Annotated in this window: 16 protein-coding genes and 1 tRNA gene; 9 read left to right on the top strand and 8 right to left on the bottom strand. The window is 70.5% G+C overall.

Translation table 11 applies throughout. From position 1 onward, the window contains the following. Positions 1 to 33 precede the first annotated feature (33 nt). Genes CF8_RS12355 through CF8_RS12345 form a run of 4 tightly spaced genes read right to left on the bottom strand, consistent with a single transcriptional unit; the run spans position 34 to position 3,332 of the window. Positions 34 to 1,047, bottom strand: coding sequence for a 5'-3' exonuclease (locus CF8_RS12355; RefSeq protein WP_010833449.1), 1,014 nt, complete (start codon positions 1,045 to 1,047; stop codon positions 34 to 36). Between the two features lie 37 nt (positions 1,048 to 1,084). After that, complete coding sequence (locus tag CF8_RS20985) at positions 1,085 to 1,378, bottom strand: hypothetical protein (protein ID WP_010833448.1); 294 nt, start codon at positions 1,376 to 1,378, stop codon at positions 1,085 to 1,087. Beyond that, positions 1,375 to 1,725 (bottom strand): class I SAM-dependent methyltransferase, encoded by a 351-nt coding sequence (locus CF8_RS20980; RefSeq protein WP_010833447.1) that lies wholly within the window; start codon positions 1,723 to 1,725, stop codon positions 1,375 to 1,377. The genes CF8_RS20985 and CF8_RS20980 overlap by 4 nt, the downstream gene beginning before the upstream one ends. 29 nt (positions 1,726 to 1,754) lie before the next feature. After that, the gene (locus CF8_RS12345) at positions 1,755 to 3,332 is read right to left on the bottom strand and encodes an FAD-dependent oxidoreductase (RefSeq protein WP_010833446.1); all 1,578 of its coding nucleotides are present in this window, start codon (positions 3,330 to 3,332) and stop codon (positions 1,755 to 1,757) included. 100 nt (positions 3,333 to 3,432) lie between these two features. On the opposite strand from CF8_RS12345, the gene priA reads away from it, so the two are divergent. The 7 genes from priA to CF8_RS12310 are packed head-to-tail and all read left to right on the top strand — an operon-like array spanning position 3,433 to position 11,061. After that, a complete protein-coding gene (priA, locus tag CF8_RS12340) occupies positions 3,433 to 4,173 on the top strand; it encodes a bifunctional 1-(5-phosphoribosyl)-5-((5-phosphoribosylamino)methylideneamino)imidazole-4-carboxamide isomerase/phosphoribosylanthranilate isomerase PriA (RefSeq protein WP_010833445.1) in 741 nt (246 codons plus the stop codon). Then, the gene (hisF, locus tag CF8_RS12335; RefSeq protein WP_010833444.1) at positions 4,170 to 4,925 is read left to right on the top strand and encodes an imidazole glycerol phosphate synthase subunit HisF; all 756 of its coding nucleotides are present in this window, start codon (positions 4,170 to 4,172) and stop codon (positions 4,923 to 4,925) included. The genes priA and hisF overlap by 4 nt, the downstream gene beginning before the upstream one ends. A 22-nt stretch (positions 4,926 to 4,947) precedes the next feature. Continuing rightward, positions 4,948 to 5,829 (top strand): ABC transporter substrate-binding protein, encoded by an 882-nt coding sequence (locus CF8_RS12330; RefSeq protein ID WP_010833443.1) that lies wholly within the window; start codon positions 4,948 to 4,950, stop codon positions 5,827 to 5,829. Continuing rightward, complete coding sequence (locus CF8_RS12325; protein WP_010833442.1) at positions 5,829 to 6,692, top strand: amino acid ABC transporter permease; 864 nt, start codon at positions 5,829 to 5,831, stop codon at positions 6,690 to 6,692. The genes CF8_RS12330 and CF8_RS12325 overlap by 1 nt, the downstream gene beginning before the upstream one ends. A gap of 11 nt (positions 6,693 to 6,703) precedes the next feature. Beyond that, positions 6,704 to 7,420, top strand: coding sequence for an amino acid ABC transporter ATP-binding protein (locus CF8_RS12320; protein ID WP_084623101.1), 717 nt, complete (start codon positions 6,704 to 6,706; stop codon positions 7,418 to 7,420). Positions 7,421 to 7,456: 36 nt separating this feature from the next. Next, positions 7,457 to 9,247, top strand: a complete 1,791-nt coding sequence (locus CF8_RS12315; RefSeq protein ID WP_051204479.1) for an ABC transporter ATP-binding protein — start codon at positions 7,457 to 7,459, stop codon at positions 9,245 to 9,247. Continuing rightward, positions 9,244 to 11,061, top strand: coding sequence for an ABC transporter ATP-binding protein (locus CF8_RS12310; RefSeq protein ID WP_010833439.1), 1,818 nt, complete (start codon positions 9,244 to 9,246; stop codon positions 11,059 to 11,061). Before CF8_RS12315 ends, CF8_RS12310 begins: the two co-directional genes overlap by 4 nt. 10 nt (positions 11,062 to 11,071) lie before the next feature. Here the strand turns inward: CF8_RS12310 and CF8_RS12305 are convergent, their stop codons facing one another. Beyond that, the gene (locus tag CF8_RS12305) at positions 11,072 to 11,497 is read right to left on the bottom strand and encodes an SsgA family sporulation/cell division regulator (RefSeq protein ID WP_010833438.1); all 426 of its coding nucleotides are present in this window, start codon (positions 11,495 to 11,497) and stop codon (positions 11,072 to 11,074) included. A 197-nt stretch (positions 11,498 to 11,694) separates the two neighbouring features. Here CF8_RS12305 and CF8_RS12300 point away from each other — a divergent pair, with 197 nt between their 5' ends. Together CF8_RS12300 and CF8_RS12295 are read left to right on the top strand one after the other, a co-directional pair. Continuing rightward, positions 11,695 to 12,192 (top strand): PGPGW domain-containing protein, encoded by a 498-nt coding sequence (locus CF8_RS12300; protein ID WP_010833437.1) that lies wholly within the window; start codon positions 11,695 to 11,697, stop codon positions 12,190 to 12,192. A 39-nt stretch (positions 12,193 to 12,231) separates the two neighbouring features. Next, positions 12,232 to 12,303 (top strand) — tRNA-Val (locus tag CF8_RS12295). Between the two features lie 190 nt (positions 12,304 to 12,493). Here the strand turns inward: CF8_RS12295 and CF8_RS12290 are convergent. The 3 genes from CF8_RS12290 to mobF are packed head-to-tail and all read right to left on the bottom strand — an operon-like array spanning position 12,494 to position 15,862. After that, the gene (locus tag CF8_RS12290) at positions 12,494 to 12,691 is read right to left on the bottom strand and encodes a helix-turn-helix domain-containing protein (protein WP_036490897.1); all 198 of its coding nucleotides are present in this window, start codon (positions 12,689 to 12,691) and stop codon (positions 12,494 to 12,496) included. Next, positions 12,684 to 13,046: a hypothetical protein gene (locus CF8_RS12285; protein ID WP_156887215.1), complete on the bottom strand. Its 363-nt coding sequence runs from the start codon at positions 13,044 to 13,046 to the stop codon at positions 12,684 to 12,686. The genes CF8_RS12290 and CF8_RS12285 overlap by 8 nt, the downstream gene beginning before the upstream one ends. Positions 13,047 to 13,096: 50 nt before the next feature. After that, on the bottom strand, positions 13,097 to 15,862 hold the full coding sequence (gene mobF / locus CF8_RS12280; protein WP_010833435.1) for a MobF family relaxase: 2,766 nt from the start codon (positions 15,860 to 15,862) through the stop codon (positions 13,097 to 13,099). Positions 15,863 to 16,310 lie beyond the last annotated feature (448 nt).

Raw genomic sequence — 16,310 nt, 5'->3', positions numbered from 1 at the left:
TCACCCCGACCCGTGAGCCGCAAGCTCTAGCGGTCAGCCCCGCGTGCTCACGGAGGCAGGAGCCCCCGTGAGCACGCGGACCGCGAGGTCCGTGGTGGCCTCGACGTTGAGGTAGCCCACCACGCGGCTGACCCGATCGATGTCGAGCGGCAGCAGGCCGGGGCTGCCGGGGACGTCGGGCGTGAGCCCGAGGTCGAGGTCGTCGCAGCCCGACATCATGGCCACGTTGAAGTCGTAGCGCTCCCGCGCGCCGGCGGCGCTCAGGCGGCGGACGACGGTGGCGCCGAGCCGGCGGGCGCCGACCTCGGCGGCCCAGCCGTCGAGCGCCTGGACCAGCGACCGGCCGTCGTCGTGGTCGAGGTCGGCCCACACGGCGTCCATCGAGCCGGCGACGTCGAGCAGGATCGCGGCAGTCTTCTCGCCGATGCCGGTGACGCCGGGCAGGTTGTCGCTCGCGTCGCCCCGCAGGGCGGCATAGGCCAGGTAGTTCTCCGCGGCGACGCCGTACATCGCGTGCAGGCGCCGGGGGTTGAGCAGCGGCGAGCCGTTGATGCCGCCGTCGATCAGCCGCAGCACCTGCGTGTGGTCGCTGATGTGGGCGAAGGCGTCGCGGTCGGAGGTGATGATGACGCAGTTCCAGCCGTTGGCAGCTGCCCACGTCGCGCCGGTCGCGTTGACGTCGTCGGCCTCGAGCCCCGGGGGAGTCAGCGTCGCCAGCCCGAGCGCGTCGAGCAGCGCGCCCGCCCGCTCGAGCTGGTCGATCAGCTCGGGGTGCTTCTCCGCGCGCCCGGCCTTGTAGTCGGGGTAGCGCTCCCGGCGGATCGAGGAGGTGCGGTCGTCGAGCCCGAAGATGACCGCGTCGGGCGCGAACCCGTCGATCGACTCGATGATCTGGCGCAGCATCCCGTGCAGCGCCCACACCGGTCGCCCGGCCCGGTCCATGATCCGCGTGTGCGCCCGCGCGTGGTGGTTGCGGTGCAGCAGCGAGGGGGCGTCGACGACGAGGAGGAGCTTGCGCGCGCTCGGGTCGGAGGAGGGTGGGGGCATCGCGGAGATCGTACGGCGCGGTGCGGGCGTGACGCCGCTATCGCTGGCGAACCGCCCGGACCACCGCGTCGACGCCCGATCCGGCGACGGCGCGCGGTCGCTCCTCGGCGACCAGGACCTCCCACTCCTGCGGGTCCAGCACCTCGAGCGCCTCCGCGACCGAGACCTGCACCTGGCTGGCCGCCGCGGTCGGCTCACCCGTCGCCGGGTCCACGGGGCCATGCCCGACCAGCAGGAGCGTGCCGTCCGGGGCGACACCGGCGGCGAGGCGCGAGACCATCTCGCCGACCGAGCCGACCGGCCCGGCGACGTGGACGTAGAGGCAGCTCACGAGGTCGAAGTAGCCCTCGTCCGGGGTCCAGGGGCCCCGAGGTCGCCCTCCACCCAGGCGATGCGAGCGGCGACGTCCGGGGCGAAGCCCTGGGCGGTCGCCTGACCGTGCTCGAGGGCTGCCCGCGAGAAGTCGACCGCGGTGACCGTCCAGCCGGCCGCGGCCAGCCAGATCGCCTCGGCGCCGTGCCCGCAGCCGGCGTCGAGGGCGCGGCCCGGCCGCAGCTCGCGTGCGACGTCGACGAGGAGGTCGCTGGGAGGGCGGCTCGCCAGCTTGTCCGGATGGTCACGCAGCACCTGCTCCCAGCGCTGCTCCCAGGCGTCCCGGTCGTGGGCGTCACTCGTCATGGGCCAACTCTGCCACGGGCCCTCGCCGCTCAGATGATGCTGCCGACGTCCTCGGCGACGATGCGCTCCAGCGCCCGCTCGGCGACGGCAGCGATGGTCATCGAGGGGTTGCAGGCCGCGGTGGTGCCGGGGATGAGCGCGCCGTCGAGCACGTAGAGCCCGCGGGCGCAGTGGACCCGCCCCTCGAGGTCGCACACCGAGCCCATGGGGGCGCCGCCCAAGGGGTGCCAAGTGCTGGGTGCGATGAGGTGGCTGTCGGTCAGCACCCCGGTCGAGCCGACCACGGCGCGCATCCGCGCGCCGATCTCGTCGTGCACCGCCCGGTCGCCGTCCGCCGGCCAGTGCAGGCCGACGGTGTCGGTGGCGCCGTCGTAGGCGAAGTGCCCGCGGTCCGGGCTGGCCCCGAAGCCGACCAGCATCGTGGTCCGCAGGTTGAGGCCGACGGGGGGCATCGAGGCCTGGATGATCGTGTTGGCGGTGGCGGGATCGGCCCAGTCCTTGCTGCCGAACACGACCGGTCCGCCCTGGGTTCCGAAGTCGGTCTGCAGGTTGGTCCAGGCATAGATCCGGTCGCCGTTGGTGCCCCAGCCGCGGCCGAGGCCGTCGGGCAGGTCCGCGATGGCGCCGGTGGCGCCGGCCCGCACGAGCAGCTTGGTGGTGTTGACGCTTCCGGCGGCCAGCACCAGCGCCCGGGTCCGGATGACCTTGTGCTCCAGGACCTTGCCGGTGTCGTCGGTGCGGTTGACCCGGACCAGCCACCGGCCGTTCGGCCGCTGCTCGATCGAGGTGACGTCGTGGTGGGTCCGCACCCGGACCCGGCCGGTCGCCTCGGCGGCGCGCAGGTAGGTCACGTCCACCGAGTGCTTGCCGCCGTTGTTGACGCCCATCGCGGCGTCGCCGTTGGTGTAGGACGGCTTCATCTCCCCGCGCAGCTCAGCCTCGGCGTAGGACCAGTCGATCGGCATCGGGATCTTCTCGACCGCGAAGCCGGCGAGCTCGGCGCGCGACTTGAAGGTCCGGGCGGCGAGGTAGTTGGGGGTGTCGACGAGCGTGTCCGGCGCCGTTGCCAGCCTGAGCATCCTCGCGACCCGGGGATAGTGCACGCGGTCCATCAGGTCGTAGTCGAGGCCGCTGGGCAGGGAGCTCTCGAACACCTCGCGCGACGGCTGCAGGGTCATGCCCTGGTAGACCAGCGACCCGCCGCCGACACCGGCCGGGCACATCACCAGCATGTTGCGTCCCTGCACAGGCTCGACCAGCCCGACGTAGGGACCGAAGTCCAGGGGAGCGCCCAGCAGCTGCTGCGCGGGGTGCAGTGCGCTGGGCGTCGTGCCGTGCCACAGCAGCCGCTTGTCGGGGCGCGCCACGTGCGGGAAGGTCTCGGCGTTCGGCCCGGTCCGCCAGCGCCGCCCGCGCTCGAGCACCGTCACCCGGACCCCGGCCCGCGCCAGCCGCAGCGCCGTCACACCACCGCCGAAGCCGGAGCCGATGACCACGACCCGGTGCTCCTCCCGGGTCAGCGGGATGCGGGCCCGCGCCGGTGTCGGCAGCGCCAGCCCGACGGCCCCAGCGGCGGCGACGGACAGGACGGAACGACGGGTGTGCACACGGGCCTCCGAGTAGAACGTGTTTCAGTTGGTCGGCGTGATCCTGTCAGAGGGCGGGACGTGCGCGGTCCGGCGTCCCACGGCTCCTAGGATCGACACCATGAGCGACTACCTCGAACTCCTGCCCGCGGTGGACATCAAGGGCGGCCAGGCCGTCCAGCTCGTCCAGGGGGTCGACGGCTCGGAGAAGCGCTTCGGTGACCCGATCGAGGCCGCCCTGCGCTGGCAGGAAGCGGGGGCGGAGTGGATCCACCTCGTCGACCTCGACGCCGCCTTCGGTCACGGCCACAACCGCGAGCTCCAGGCGAGGATCGTCGGCACGCTGGACATCAAGGTCGAGATGAGTGGCGGCATCCGCGACGACGAGTCGCTCAAGGCGGCCATGGACGCCGGGTGTCGCCGGGTCAACATCGGCACGGCCGCGCTGGAGAACCCCGAGTGGTGCGCCCGCGCCATCGCTGAGTACGGCGACCGCGTGGCCGTCGGCCTCGACGTCCGTGGTCGCACGCTGGCCGCGCGTGGCTGGACCCGCGAGGGCGGCGACCTCTACGACGTGCTCACCCGTCTCGACTCCGAGGGCTGTGCGCGCTACGTCGTCACCGACGTCAACAAGGACGGCATGCTGCAGGGCCCCAACCTCCAGCTCCTGCGCGACGTCTGCGCGGTGACGGACAAGCCGGTCGTGGCCAGCGGCGGCGTCACCACGCTGGCCGACATCGAGGCCCTGATGGGACTCGTGGCAGAGGGCGTTGAGGGCGCGATCGCCGGCACGGCGCTCTACGAGGGTCGCTTCACGCTCGAGGACGCGCTGGCCCTGACCCTGCCGAAGCCGGTCTCGTGAGCCTCGCCGTACGCGTCATCCCCTGCCTCGACGTCGACGGCGGGCGCGTGGTCAAGGGCATCAACTTCAAGGAGCTCCGCGACGCCGGGGACCCGGTCGAGCTCGCCAAGACCTATGACGCGGAGGGCGCCGACGAGCTCACGTTCCTCGACATCTCCGCCTCCCACGAGGGCCGCGCGACGACCATGGAGGTCGTGTCGCGCTGCGCGGAGGAGGTCTTCATCCCGCTGACCGTGGGCGGGGGAGTGAGCAGCGTCGCGGACGTCGACCGCCTGCTGCGCGCCGGCGCCGACAAGGTTGCAATGAACACCGCCGCCATCCACCGGCCCGAGCTGATCGCCGAGGTCGCCGACCGGTTCGGCAACCAGGTGCTCGTGCTCTCGGTCGACGCGCGTCGGGTCTCCGAAGGACGCTTCGAGGTCACCACCCACGGCGGCCGCAAGAGCGCCGGCCTCGACGCCGTCGAGTGGGCCGCGCGAGCAGCGCAGCTGGGCGCCGGCGAGATCCTCCTCAACGCCATGGACGCCGACGGCACGCAGGACGGCTTCGACCTCGAGCTGATCCGCGCCGTACGCCGCGAGGTCACCATCCCCGTCATCGCCAGCGGGGGAGCGGGTGCCGTGGAGCACTTCGCGCCCGCCGTCGACGCCGGTGCCGACGCGGTGCTCGCCGCCACGGTGTTCCACTTCGGGACGCTGCGGATCGGTGAGGTGAAGGACGGGTTGTCGGCGGCCGGTCACCCGGTCCGCTGAGATCGGTCCTACGATTCGGGGCATGCGCACGATCTTCCGCACCTTCGCCGCCACCGCTCCGCTCGCCGTGCTCCTGGCCCTGACCGCCTGCGGTGCGCCGCGCGACGAGGCCGGGGACGCAGCGACCGACACCTCCACCGAGACGGCCGCGGAGGACTGCACGCCCGACAGCCTGGAGACGCTGACCGCCGGCACCCTGACGATCGGCACCGACTCCCCGGCCTACGAGCCGTGGTTCGTCGGCGACGACCCGACCAACGGCCAGGGCTACGAGTCCGCGGTGGCCTACGCCGTCGCCGAGGAGCTGGGCTACTCGACCGACGAGGTCGAGTGGGTCACCGTGCCGTTCAACGCGGTGGTCAGCCCGGGCGAGAAGAAGTTCGACTTCGACGTCAACCAGGTCTCCATCACCGAGCAGCGCCGCAAGGCCGTCGACTTCTCCAGCGGCTACTACGACGTGCGCCAGACCGTCATCACCAACAAGGGCAGCGCCATCGACGGTGCGACGTCGATCGCCGACCTCGCCGACGCCCGCCTGGGCGCCCAGGTCGGCACGACGAGCTACACCGCGATCACCGAGACGATCGGCAGCTCCGAGCAGCCGGCCGCGTTCGACACCAACGACCAGGCCGTCCAGTCGCTGAAGAACGGCCAGATCGACGGCATCGTGGTCGACCTGCCGACGGCCTACTACATGACGGCCGTCCAGCTCGACGACGGCATGATCGTCGGCCAGCTGCCGCTGCCCGAGGGCGACGTCGAGCAGTTCGGCGCCGTGCTCGACAAGGACAGCCCGCTCACCGACTGCGTCAGCCAGGCCGTCGACGCACTGCGTGAGGACGGCACCCTCGACCAGATCGCCTCCGAGTGGCTGGAGCAGCAGGGCGCTCCAGAGCTCTCCTGATGCGACCTGCCGTCAGGGACTGGCAGCCCTCCGCGATCCAGCTCGAGCGCGAGAGCTATCGCCGCCGCCAGGCCGCACGCAGCACGGCCATCGCCGCGGCCAGCACGGCGCTGGTGCTTGGCGTCGTCGGCGTGCTGGTCGTCAGCTCACCCGGGTGGGAGCGGGTCCACGAGACCTACTTCGACTGGGACAAGGCGATCGATTCGTTCCCGGCGGTGCTCGCCGGCCTCTGGATGAACGTCAAGATCATGGTGGTCTCGGCGATCGCCATCGTGGTCGTCAGCCTCACCATCGCGGTCATGCGCACCACACGGGGCCCGATCGCGTTCCCGCTGCGGCTGCTCGGCACGGTGTACGTCGACGTGTTCCGTGGGCTCCCGCTGCTGCTGGTCATCTTCCTGCTCGGGTTCGGCGGGCCGGCCCTCGACCTGTCGGGGCTGCCGCGCAGCGCCCTGTTCTGGGGCTGCGCGTCCCTGGTGCTGTCCTACTCGGCGTACGTCGCAGAGGTCTTCCGGGCGGGCATCGAGTCGGTGCACCAGTCGCAGCGCCTTGCCGGCCGCGCGCTCGGACTGACCTATGCGCAGACGCTGCGCCACGTCGTGCTCCCGCAGGCCTGGCGCCGCGTGCTGCCCGCGCTGATGAACGACCTCGTCTCGCTGCAGAAGGACTCCGGGCTGATCGCCGTGCTGGGCACGGTCATCGACGCGATCCGGGCGGCGCAGATCGAGACGGCGAAGGACTTCAACTACACGCCGTACGTCGTCGCGGGTTTCCTCTTCATCTGCCTGACCGTGCCGATGGCGCGACTGACTGACTGGTATGCCCGCAAGCAGGGCTTCGCCGGCGCGGGGAGCCTGATGTGAGCGTTCTCGAGATGAGCGGCGTCCGGAAGGCGTTCGGATCCAACGTGGTGCTCGACGGCGTCGACTTCACGGTCAACCGCGGCGAGTGCGTCGTGCTGATCGGGGCTTCCGGGTCGGGCAAGTCGACGCTGCTGCGGTGCGCCAACCTGCTCGAGACCGTGGACGACGGGGTGATCACGTTCGAGGGCGAGGACATCACCGACCCGCGGGTCAACGGCGACGAGGTTCGCTCCCGGATGGGGCTGGTCTTCCAGTCCTACAACCTGTTCCCGCACCTCACCGTGCTCGGCAACGTGACGCTCGCGCTGCGCAAGGTGCACGGCGTCGCGGCGGCCGAGGCCGAGCAGCGCGGGCTCGCGATGCTCGACCGGGTGGGGCTCGCGGAGAAGGCGAGGGCCCGGCCCGACGACCTCTCCGGCGGCCAGCAGCAGCGCGTCGCGATCGCCCGTGCCCTCGTCACCAACCCACGGCTGATGCTGCTCGACGAGGTCACCTCCGCGCTCGACCCCGAGCTGGTGGGCGAGGTGCTCGACCTCCTCTCCGACCTCAAGTCCGAGGGCGTGACGATGGTGCTGAACACGCACGAGATGGGCTTCGCCCGCGACGTTGCCGACACGGTCTGCTTCCTGCACGACGGCGTCATCCACGAGTCCGGCACCCCGGCGCAGGTGATCGGCGACCCGCAGCAGGAGCGCACCCGGGCGTTCCTGTCGCGAATCCGCGCCTGACGTCGGGCGTCATGGGGCCACAGGTAGCCTGCGGTGGTGAGTGACGAGGGGGCAACACTGCAGGGAACGACGACCCGTGAGGGCTTCGCTGTGCTGGGTCACGCGATCCGGCGCGAGCCCGGGATCTTCGTGCTCTCGACCCTCGGGTCGGTGCTCTTCGCCGTACTCACCGTCGCCGATGCGTGGGTCCTCGGTTGGTCGACGGACAACGTCGTCATCCCTGCCTTCGAGACCGGCGAGATCGGCACCGGCCTGCTCTGGACGGTGCTGGCGCTGTTCCTCGGCGTCGCGATCCTGCGCGCCGTCGGCATCGTCGCGCGTCGGCTCGGAGCCGGCATCATGCAGTACCGCATGCAGGCGCACACCCGCCGCGCGGTGACCAGGCAATACCTCACGCTGCCGATGGAGTGGCACCAGCGGCACCCGACCGGCCAGCTCCTCTCCAACGCCTATTCCGACGTCGAGGCCGCGTGGGGGCCGATCGCGCCGCTGCCGATGGCGCTCGGCACAGTCGTGATGATGGTGATCGCAGTCATCCAGATGCTGCTCGCGGACGTCGTGCTGGCCGTCGTCGGCCTGCTCGTCTTCCCGGCCGTCGTGATCGCCAACCTCGCCTACCAGCGGCTCGCCTCGCCGCTCATGACCCACGCCCAGGGGCTGCGCGCGGAGGTCAGCGAGATCGCGCACGAGTCCTTCGACGGCGCGATGGTGGTCAAGACGCTGGGCCGCGAGAGCGAGGAGACTGCCCGTTTCGCGCACAAGGCCGAGATGCTGCGCGACGTCAACATCCGCGCCGGTCGCATCCGCGCCGCCTTCGACCCGACCCTGGCCTCGCTGCCCAACGTCGGCGTCCTCGTCGTGCTCGCGGTCGGAGTCTCGCGGGTGACGAGTGGCGCGACCGACGCCGGCGACGTGGTGACGGTCGCCTACCTCCTGACCATCGTGTCCTTCCCGATCCGCGCGATCGGCTGGCTGCTGGGGGAGTTCCCGCGCAGCGTGGTCGGCTTCCGCCGCACCCAGGCCGTCCTCGCGGCCACCGGTTCCATGGAGTACGGCGCCGCGCGCATCCCCGCACTCGAGAGCGGTGCGCACCTGGCGGTCGAGGGCCTGCACTACGCCTACGACCCTGCTGCGCCCCTGTTGAAGGGAGTGTCCTTCGACGTCGCGCCGGGCCGCACCGTTGCGCTCGTCGGGGCCACCGCCTCGGGCAAGAGCACGCTGACCAGCCTGCTGACCCGGCTCGTCGACCCGGACACCGGGCGGATCGCCATCGACGGCGCCGACCTGCGCGACCTCGAGCGGGGAGCACTCGCCGGCTCGGTCGCGCTGGTGCCGCAGACCGCCTTCCTCTTCGACGACACCGTCCGCGGCAACGTCACCCTCGGCGCCGACATCCCCGACGAGGAGGTGTGGGCCGCGCTGCGCGCCGCGCAGGCCGACGGCTTCGTCGCCGCACTGGGCGACGGCCTGAGCACGAAGCTGGGGGAGCGCGGCACCTCCCTGTCCGGTGGCCAGCGACAACGCATCTCCCTGGCCCGGGCGCTCGTACGGCGTCCGCGGCTGCTGATCCTGGACGATGCGACGTCTGCGGTCGACCCGGAGGTCGAGGCCCGGATCCTGGCCAGCCTGCGCGCCGGCTCCACCGACACCACGCTGGTCGTGGTCGCCTACCGCAAGGCCACGATCGGCCTCGCCGACGAGGTCATCCACCTCGAGAACGGCGCCGTCGCCGACCGCGGCACCCACACCGAGCTGCTCGGCCGCAGCCGGGCCTACGCGCGGCTCGTCAACGCCTACGAGCAGGCCGCCCACGAGGAGTCGCTGTGAGCACGACCGCCACCACCCGGTCCAGCAGTGCCGCGACCGCGATGGACTCCGGCGCCGGCATCGGCGCCATGGACACGATCCGGCGCGGTGTCGCGATCTCGCCCGAGCTGCGCGAGGGACTGGGCGTCACTCTCGTGCTCGCCGTCGTGGCTTCCTGTGGTCAGGTCGTCGTGCCCATCGCCGTACAACAGACGCTGGACAAGGGGCTGAACGGTCCCGACGGGCCGCGGTTGTCGTACGTCGTGTGGCTCGGCATCGCTGCTGCGCTCGCGATCGTGGTCACCAGCCTCGCGTCCTACTTCATGACGAAGCGGCTCTTCACGACGTCGGAGCGCGGGCTCGCGACGCTGCGGATCAAGGCCTTCCGGCACGTGCACGACCTGCCGCTGCTGACGCAGAACACCGAGCGCCGCGGCGCGCTCGTCTCCCGCGTGACCAGCGACGTCGACCAGGTCAGCCAGTTCCTGGTGTTCGGCGGGCTGATCTTCGTGGTCAGCGTCGGGCAGATCCTCGTGGCGACCGTGATCATGGTGATCTACAGCTGGGAGCTCGCGCTCGTCGTGTGGCTGTGCTTCGCGCCGCTGTTCATGTCGATCCGCTACTTCCAACGCAAGCTGTCCGAGGCCTACGGCGTGGTCCGCCACCAGGTCGGCGTGCTGCTCGGGGCGATCAGCGAGCCCGTCGTGGGCGCAGCGGTCGTGCGTTCGTACGCCGTCGAGGACCGCACCCAGCACCGCATCGACACCGCGATCACCGACTTCCAGGGGGCGAGCGTCCGGGCGCAGAAGTTCACCGTGGTGTCGTTCTCGCTGGGCGGGATCTCGGCCGGGCTGGCCAACGCCGGCGTGCTGATCGTGGGGGTGCTGCTCGGCTTCACGACCGACATGACCGCCGGCAAGGTGCTGGCCTTCGCCTTCCTGGTGACGCTGTTCGTCGGGCCGGTGCAGATGGGCACGCAGATCCTCACCGACGCGCAGAACGCCATCGTGAGCTGGCGCCGCGTCATCGGCATCCTGGAGACGCCGGCTGACCTCGTCGACCCCGGTCCCGACGGGCAGGAGCTGCCGCGAGGTCCGCTGGACGTCACCTTCGACGACGTGACCTTCGCCTATCCCGACGGGCCCGACGTGCTCTCCGACGTGTCGATGCACATCGATGCCGGGACGCGGGTGGCGATCGTGGGGGAGACCGGCTCGGGCAAGTCGACCTTCGCCAAGCTGCTGACGCGGTTGATGGACCCGGGGTCCGGCGCCGTGCTGCTCGACGGCATCGACGTACGCCAGATCGCGCAGCACTCGCTGCGCACGAGCGTCGTGCTGGTGCCGCAGGAGGGCTTCCTGTTCGACGACACGATCACGGCCAACGTGCGCTACGGCAAGCTCGACGCGACGGAGGCGGAGATCCTGGCCTCCGCCGACGAGCTCGGCCTGCGCGACTGGATCGACGCGCTGCCGAACGGATCGGAGACCAAGGTCGGTCAGCGTGGGGAGTCACTCTCAGCAGGGGAGCGCCAGCTGGTGGCACTGCTGCGAGCGCACCTGGCCGACCCCGATCTCCTGGTGCTCGACGAGGCGACCAGTGCCGTGGATCCGCAGCTCGAGATGAGGATCGGCCGGGCACTGGAGCGCCTGATGCAGTCGCGCACGTCGGTGACGATCGCCCACCGGCTCTCGACGGCCGAGAACGCCGACGAGGTGGTGGTGGTCGATCGGGGGAGGGTGGTGCAGCGTGGGCCGCACTCCGAGCTGGTCACCCAGTCGGGGAGCGTCTACGCGGGTCTGCACAACTCGTGGATCGCCCAGCACACAGGCTGAGGCGAGTCGCTCAGACGCTGAGGATCTGCGAGATCAGGTCGTCGAGGTCGAGGTGCGGGCTCTCGGTGCCGCTGGGCACGAGGGCGAGCGTGCGGTCGAGGAAGTCGGTGACCTCGTCGGTGGGCGCCTCGAGGAGCAGGTGGCCGTCGGGTGAGCTCAGCATGATCAGGATGATCGGTCGGCCCGCGTCGTTGCTCGACGGGGAGATGTGGACGTCGCCCTCGCCGGCCGATGCCTCCACGCCCTGCATCAACAGCTCACGCGCGAAGGTCCACGTCAGCGGCTCGTCGGCGGTCAGGAAGGTCATCGTGACGGCGTAGGGATCCGGGCGCGTGTAGCCGAGCACCGTGTCGATGCGGTGGCTGCGACCACTGTCGTCGAGGCATTCCAGCGTGACGTCCAACGCCACGTCCGCGACAACCGGCTGCTGACTCATGGGGGCTCCTTCGGGGCCGCCGGTCGGGGGGAACCGGCGTGGTGCTGGTCTGTACATCAGCAGGGACGCCCCTGCTCGGGGGCCATGACGCGATTCCGGCGCCTTTTTCGTAGGCGGCCGTCAGGACCCACCGGTTACGCTCGTCGGGTGATCACCACGGGGACCCGATGGGCCTGTCGAGATGCGGTGCAGGCCTGATGGGAGTGCCCGGAGGCAGTGCCGCCAAGCGTGTCGTGCTGGAGACCCTGGGCTGGGTGCTCCTGGTCGCCGGAGTGGCCGCGATCTTCCTGCCCGGACCGGGTCTGCTCGGCATCTTCGCCGGGCTGGCGCTGCTCTCCCAGCAGTACGAATGGGCCGAGAGGCGGGTCGAGCCGGTCCGCCTCCGCGCCCTGCGCGGCGCGGCCGAGGGCGTCGAGACCTGGCCCCGGATCGTGGCCTCGGTCCTGGGTGCCCTGATCCTCGCCGCATGCGGGGTCCTGTGGATCCTGTCGCCGCCCGCGCCGTCCTGGTGGCAGTTCCCGGAGGCCTTCTGGTTGCCCGGCGGGCTGTGGACCGGCATCACCCAGATCGCCTCAGCAGTCATCGCGCTGGCGCTGATCGCCTACTCCTACAAGCGCTTCCACGGCCACCCCGAAGCCGTTGAGGAGCTGACCGAGGCGATCGAGAACGTCGACGACGAGGCACCGGTTTCGTGAGTGAGCGCCACGGCCTGTAGAGTTCCCGCCGCACCACACGGGCGATTGGCGCAGTGGTAGCGCGCTTCGTTCACACCGAAGAGGTCACTGGTTCGAACCCAGTATCGCCCACCCGAGTAACTGCAGGTCAGAGGCGCTTTTCCATCCGGGAGAGGGCCGCTCGTGCAACATACGTGCAACAAGCTCAACGCGATGTCGGGTCTGAGTCCTGCCATCCGAGCTTCACTACGCGCTGGCCCGTGGGCAGGATCCGGCACACGGTGGATAGGCGGGTCACCACCAGCAGATGGCCTGGCAATCCCTACGATCGCGCTGCGGGGATCTTCCGGGGGGCGGCTTCGAGGTCGTCGAGTTTGATGCGGATGGCCCGTTTGCCGCAGCGGTAGGCCGGGAGGGTCCCGGCGGCGATCCAGCGGCGGATGGTCTTGGTCGAGACCGACATGGCCTCGGCCGCTTCGTCGAGGCTGAGGTAGACCGGGATGGTGCGTCGTTCAGCCATCGGAACGCACCTCCGCTCGCGTGACGGTGGCTGAGGCGAGGAAGCGTCGGGCTTCGGCGACGGTGATGTAGAGCCGCCCGACGCCTTGGAAGCGGGTCCACCTGGGGCCGACGCCGCGCTGGCGCCAGTCGCGGACGGTGCGTTGCGGTGTGCGGATGAGTTCGCAGAACTCCTCGAACAGGATCAGGTTGTTGTCGTCCCAGTCGTCTGGGATGCCGATGGGTGTGACCATCACGTTGCCTTTCGTCGTGGCCGCCGACTGGTTCGGCGACTCCCTATCCGGAGAAGCAACATCGAGCTGTTTGGATCGGACGCCTGTGGCCCTTCCTGTCGAGATTGGCTTCTCCTTGCTCACCTAGGTCGTCCTGGGTCCCCGGAGCGGTCACCTGGAGAGAGGAAATCTGGTCAGCGGCCGATGCCATGTGGAGTCGGTTGGGGGCCCGGGACCGGCCACGGTGGTGGCCGACGTGGGCCTTCGCGCAGCGCTGCGGCCTGCAGGGCGACCGAGTGCGGCCGCGCATTGGGTCCGTATCGGTCGATGTCGTCCGCGGCTCTCTGTGCGGCGTGGCTGGGTCCGAGGTCGGCGCGGTCGCGGCTGAACACGTCGACCCATTGGCTGCGGGCGTCGTCGACCGTGTCGGCGACGAGGTGGGCGGTGTTGTGGTGCCGCCCTCGGGTCATGGCGACGTACGCCGAGGCGGCGCCGGTCGTCTCGCCGAGGGCAAAGTCGGCCGTGTCGACGGTCTCGCCCTGGGCTCCGTAGGCGGTAGTGGTGAAGGCGAGTTCCACGTGCTCACGGACGTACTCGTAAGGCAGCTCACGTTGGCCAGCACGGCCGACCACGTGCAGGCTGCCGTCGTCGCCGACCCCAGCGACGGTCCAGGTGTCCCGATTGGCGACTGCGAGGTCGCGGTCGTTGCGTCGGGTGGCGACGCGGTCGCCGAGCCCGATCCGCTCACCACGGCGCGTAATCAGCTCACCAGCGCGCTCACCAGAGGGCTCACCAAGTGGACCGCGTTCGTCGTGGCGGCGGTCGCGGATGGATGCGTTGAGGGCACTGACTTGGTCGCGGGTATCGGCAATGACGAGCTGGTCACCATCATGAGGACCGCCATCGGCACGGGCGGCACCAATGGTGGCCAGGGCTGCGGTGCGTTCGACCTCGCTGGCATGCAGGACGATCTGTCCGCGCTCGAGCAGGGCGTCGAAAACTTCGCCAGAGCGCTTACCAGTGCGCATGAGGAGGCTGAGGTCGGCGTACGCGGGATCGGCGAACCGGTGGACCGACTCGAGCTCGTAGTGTCCTGCGGGTCGTACCCAGCGTGCGGCAAGGTCGAGGACGCCGCCCCGGCCGACTGCTGGGAGTTGGTGGCGGTCGCCGAGGAGCGCGACCTTCGCGTGCGCTCGGTCGGCGATGGCGAACAGCGCGCGGGCAGTGTCCTGATCGAGCATGCCGGCCTCGTCGACGAGCAGGACATCGCCCGGAAGAAGGCGGGCGCGGGCCACTGGGCCGGCATCGGGCGCAGGCTCGTTGTGTGACCAGTGGCCGTCGTCGTCCCAGCGGTAGCCGTGTTGGTGGATGAGCCAGGCGACGGAGAAAGCGTCAGCACCGACCTGCTGCCGGGCTGCCTGGGCGGCCTTGAGGGTAGGGGTGACCACCACGAGTCGACGGCCTGAGGCGTCGAGGACGTCGCGTGCAGCAGCGAGGGTCGTGGTCTTCCCGGTGCCGGCGGCGCCTTCGATGACGAGAAGACCGGCGTCACCGGCAAGGGCCGCCACGACGCGTCGTTGCGTGGCGTCGAGCCGCGCCAGATCGAAAGAGTTGGTGCCGCGCACGCGGACCGCGTCGCTCACCGGCCACGCGGCACGTGCGGCAATGCTGTCGACGAGGTCGGCTTCAACGGCGAGGACCCGTTCGGAGGTCAGGCTGCGGACGTGCTCGGGGACGTCGTTGCGGTCCAGCAACGGCACACATCGACTCTGGGCACGATCGGCGATGTCCTCGACCAGCTCGCGTCGCACCGCTCGTTCGGCGACGACGCCGACGGAGGCGATCAGTCGTTCGACCTCACCACGAATATCGGGGGCGTTCCACGCCGACCGCTTCGCACCGAGCCGGCTGATTACGAGTTCCGTGGCCACGTCCCGGTTGACCCGACCGACCTGCAGCCCCAGCCCTGAGGCTGGGTTGGTCGGTGAGGTGGTCGTCGAGATGGTGGGTGGGGTGAAGCCAAGATCGCGCAGCTCTCGGTTCCAGGCGTTGACGAGGTCGGCGCCACTGCGCGGCACGACCTTGTCCGGTCGTGCGTCGGCCCAGGCGCGTCGGTCCCAGGTCTGGCGCAGCCGCGGCCCGGGCTCCTGGCCGGGGTGCTCGGCACGCCATGCGGCCTCGTACCTGTCGACGTTGCGGCCGATCTGCGCAGCGCGCTGGCTGAACCGTCCGGCGTACGCCGCGAGCTGCTCGATCTCGCCGTCGTCGTCGAGGGTGTAGCCCCGCGCGGCAAGGGCGGCGCGGAACTCGGGGTCGCACATCACGGCCGCGTGCCCGATCCCGTTGAGCGCCCCGATGCTGTCCACGACACCGACCGAGTGCAGTCCACGCCACGCCCCGGCCGCGAACACGCGGGCGTTGATCTGCACGTGGAGGTGACGGTGCGGGTCACCGGCACGCGAGGTGTAGTGCCGCACGACGCCTGCCTCAAGCTTCTCCACCGGCACCTGCACCTGCCGACCACGTGGCCCGACCCGGGTGGTGGCGTGCTCGCCCACCCAACCGATCACCTCACCAGCCGCGCGATCCATCGCCGCGTCGTACGCCGCCGCTATGTCGGGGTGGAGGGCGGCGGCAAGCGACCAGGACTTCGGCCCGTTGACGACGACCTCGACGAACCGCAACGCGTGGGCGTCGTCACGCAGCCGACCCTTTGCTGCGCCGGTCACCACGTCGTAGCCGGCGACCCACCGCTCGTAGGCGTCGCCATCCAGCGTCCCCCCCTTCTGAACTGCGCAAACACCGCGTCCCCCCACCCCCAGCGGAGCCGTGGCGACGTAGCGCTCGGCCACACCGGTGCCCTCGGTCAGGTAGTAGTCGTCAACGCGTGAGCGGTCCGCCTCCACGTAGGAGCGTGCGGCGAACGCGGAGCCGCGGTAGAACTTGACCCCACCGTGCACGCCTCGTCACCGCCCGTCAGCACTCGTCACCTACCCTTGAAATGACGCTCGGTCCGCCCCAAGGGCGGACCGATCTACGAACCTTCGTAGCATGCGTGCCGCTCAGTTTGGAAGATCTTCGAAGGCGTTCAGCGATGGCCGAACTGGGACCCGTCACTCATCGTCATCGCATGACGATGAGGTGGAGAAGCAGTCAGAGTCCGACTGTAGACGGCGGCTCGAGGTCGGATTCTCGGCGGACTCCTTCTCGTCGCGAAGGTTCGGTTCGACCGTTCAGCGCCGGAAGTCCGAGCTCGTGCCGAAGGACCGGCTGGTGGGCCTACGCATTCCCACTGCTGCAAGTTCCGTACGACGCCCCCGTCCCGGGAACTCCTCCGGACAGGGCTCATGCCGAGTGATCGGTTATTGCCAACCAAGCGTGTCGGCGGCCACGAGAAACTGCCCGGAG

Origin of the sequence: Nocardioides sp. CF8 (assembly GCF_000389985.1) — a bacterium.
GTDB lineage: Bacteria > Actinomycetota > Actinomycetes > Propionibacteriales > Nocardioidaceae > Nocardioides > Nocardioides allogilvus.
The sequence above is the reverse complement of the archived record's forward strand: the minus strand, read 5'-3'. Positions and strand labels throughout refer to the sequence as shown.

What these genes read in the sequence shown, in the direction of transcription:
- CF8_RS12355 (WP_010833449.1), bottom strand. Translation starts at nt 1,047, where the DNA reads ATGCCCCCACCCTCCTCCGACCCGAGCGCGCGCAAGCTCCTCCTCGTC.
- CF8_RS20980 (WP_010833447.1), bottom strand. Translation starts at nt 1,725, where the DNA reads ATGACGAGTGACGCCCACGACCGGGACGCCTGGGAGCAGCGCTGGGAG.
- priA (WP_010833445.1), top strand. Translation starts at nt 3,433, where the DNA reads ATGAGCGACTACCTCGAACTCCTGCCCGCGGTGGACATCAAGGGCGGC.
- CF8_RS12330 (WP_010833443.1), top strand. Translation starts at nt 4,948, where the DNA reads ATGCGCACGATCTTCCGCACCTTCGCCGCCACCGCTCCGCTCGCCGTG.
- CF8_RS12325 (WP_010833442.1), top strand. Translation starts at nt 5,829, where the DNA reads ATGCGACCTGCCGTCAGGGACTGGCAGCCCTCCGCGATCCAGCTCGAG.
- CF8_RS12320 (WP_084623101.1), top strand. Translation starts at nt 6,704, where the DNA reads ATGAGCGGCGTCCGGAAGGCGTTCGGATCCAACGTGGTGCTCGACGGC.
- CF8_RS12305 (WP_010833438.1), bottom strand. Translation starts at nt 11,497, where the DNA reads ATGAGTCAGCAGCCGGTTGTCGCGGACGTGGCGTTGGACGTCACGCTG.
- CF8_RS12300 (WP_010833437.1), top strand. Translation starts at nt 11,695, where the DNA reads ATGGGAGTGCCCGGAGGCAGTGCCGCCAAGCGTGTCGTGCTGGAGACC.
- CF8_RS12290 (WP_036490897.1), bottom strand. Translation starts at nt 12,691, where the DNA reads ATGGCTGAACGACGCACCATCCCGGTCTACCTCAGCCTCGACGAAGCG.